Genomic DNA, 2,430 nt, shown 5'->3' on the forward strand with positions numbered 1-2,430 from the left:
TCCCATTACGTTGAAACGATTTGGAGCTCTGGCAGATGCCGCGCAGGCACACGACGAGGCGAACCCTGTTGCCGCGGTTAAGCCGCCGACCTCGAATAGCCAATCATCCAATGACAGGCGAATGGCTATGATCGAAGCAGCGAAACGCCGTGATGAAGCAGCCGAGAGAGCAGGCCTCGACGCGCGCGATGTAGCCTGTAGGGGACGGGGATAATTGAGACGTGGACTCACGCCAGAAGACGAGTACCGTTCTGCTCGGTGGGGCGTTCTCGCTGGTCGCGGGACTGTTCCTAGCGAGCGCCTATGCCAACTTCCAACATGGCGTCACGTCCCTAGCTATTCAGGGCTTCGACATCCTTGCTTTCTGGTACGAAACGCCCTTCTACAACGGCGATGTGAGGCCAGTCTTCTATCATGGACTAATGATCACCGGCTTCACCGTCGCCGTCACTTCGTTCATTCTGGCTATCATCGTGTTCAAGCCACAGCACCATGGCACAGCCCGCTGGGCGCGCTTCGGCGAGATGAAAAAGGCCGGTTATATCATGCCCTACCAAAAGATTTCCGGACCGATCTTTGGTAAGACAATAGGTCCGCGCTTGCCCGGGCAATATCTAAGCAATGGTGAGCAGCCACATAGCCTGGTGGTGGCGCCGACTCGCGCCGGGAAGGGCGTCGGTATTGTTGTTCCCACACTGCTGACCTTCAACGGCTCGGTGGTGGCGCTCGACGTCAAGGGGGAGTTGTTCGAACTAACCTCTCGCGCGCGAAAAGCTCGTGGCGACCGAATTTTCAAGTTCGCCCCGATGGACCGGGCCGGCCGCACACACAGCTACAATCCAGTCCTGGACATCGTCTCGATGCCGCCGGAGCGGCAATTCAGCGAAGCACGACGTCTTGCTCACAACCTGATCGCGCCAAAGGGCAAGGGGTCGGAAGGCTTTATCGACGGCGCACGCGATCTTTTCGTCGCCGGCATTCTGGCTTGCATCGAGCGCGGCACGCCTTCGATCGGTGCGGTTTATGACCTGTTCACGCTGCCGGGAGAAAAGTACAAGCTTTTCGCTCAACTGGCAGAGGAGTGCCAGAGCCCAGAGGCGCGGCGCATCTTCGACAACATGGCCGGTAACGACACCAAGATTCTTACCTCCTACACTTCTGTGCTGAGCGACGGCGGCCTCAACCTTTGGGCGGACCCGCTGATCAAGGCAGCGACCACGACATCCGACTTCTCTATCTATGATCTGCGCCGCGACCCGACGACGATCTATCTTTGCGTAAGCCCGAATGACCTTGAGGTGATCGCGCCGCTAGTTCGCCTTTTCTTCCAACAGGTCGTGTCGGTAATGCAGCGGACCATGCCGACCAAGGATGAGATATTCGAGGTCCTGTTTCTGCTTGACGAGTTCAAGCATCTCGGCAAACTGGAGGCAGTCGAGACGGCCGTCACCACCATTGCCGGCTACAAGGGCCGGTTCATGTTCATCATCCAGAGCCTGTCGGCCTTGACGGGTGCCTATGAACAGTCGGGCAAGGAAAATTTCCTCAGCAACACCGGCGTGCAGGTCTTCATGGCAACGGCCGACGACGAGACGCCGACCTACATTTCAAAGTCAATCGGCGACTATACCTTCCGGGCCAAGTCGAAGTCCTTCAGCCAGAGCCGTATGTTCGACGCCAACATCCAGCTCTCGGAGCAGGGAGCCAACCTGCTGCGACCGGAACAGGTCCGCCTTATCGATGAGAACAGCGAGATCGTTCTCATAAAGGGCCGGCCGCCGTTGCTCATTCATAAAGTGAAATATTACTCAGACCGCACCCTGAGCCGCATCTTCGAGAGCCAGACCGGCCCTTTGCCGGAGCCGGAGCCGATCGGACACTGCGGAACGCCCGCTGAGCCCCAGCCGCGACCCGCGCACGAGCGGGACCAGGCAGGCGACGCTGGCGGCGCGGCCGATCATGCTTTCGGAGTGGGCCAAGCGAACCATTTCGCTACGGATGACGTTGATGTCGGTCAGGACGAGAAATACTACGATGTCGCCGACCACTATTCGGAAGAGCACCGGCTCGAGCACAAGGCAGACGACGCAGCCTTGGATGAGGAGTCCCGACATAGGCTGGTACATGAGGCTATAGACAAACAATGGCTGGAGGAAGATGGCGAAGATCATGGCCTTGAGGGCGCTCAAGCCCCTCGGGCCCAGCCTATGCCGGAGCCGGAAGAAGACCACGCCCTGAACCCCCAGCGCGAGCTACTTGATCGGATCATCGCCTTGCAGGAGCGCAACATCGGCCAATAGTTCATGCGAGAACGGTGCCCACACGCGGATGAGTCACGTTAATCAACGTCGAAAACTCGCATCCAAATGATTTGCTCCTGGTTTTGTCCGGCGTTTGTAAGTTCGTTATGTTCACATCCTGAGGTGCTCC

At 58.3% G+C, this 2,430-nt stretch carries 1 protein-coding gene and 1 pseudogene; both read left to right on the plus strand.

Translation table 11 applies throughout. The features are described from left to right. Nucleotides 1-214: pseudogene (locus EOB59_RS35780) on the plus strand (hypothetical protein); the annotation flags it as partial. Nucleotides 215-221: 7 nt separating this feature from the next. After that, the gene (gene virD4, locus EOB59_RS34455; protein ID WP_128177950.1) at nucleotides 222-2,300 is read left to right on the plus strand and encodes a type IV secretion system ATPase VirD4; all 2,079 of its coding nucleotides are present in this window, start codon (nucleotides 222-224) and stop codon (nucleotides 2,298-2,300) included. Nucleotides 2,301-2,430: the final 130 nt, after the last annotated feature.

Source organism: Mesorhizobium sp. M7A.F.Ca.MR.176.00.0.0, assembly GCF_004023165.1.
In the GTDB taxonomy this organism is placed as follows: Bacteria; Pseudomonadota; Alphaproteobacteria; order Rhizobiales; family Rhizobiaceae; genus Mesorhizobium.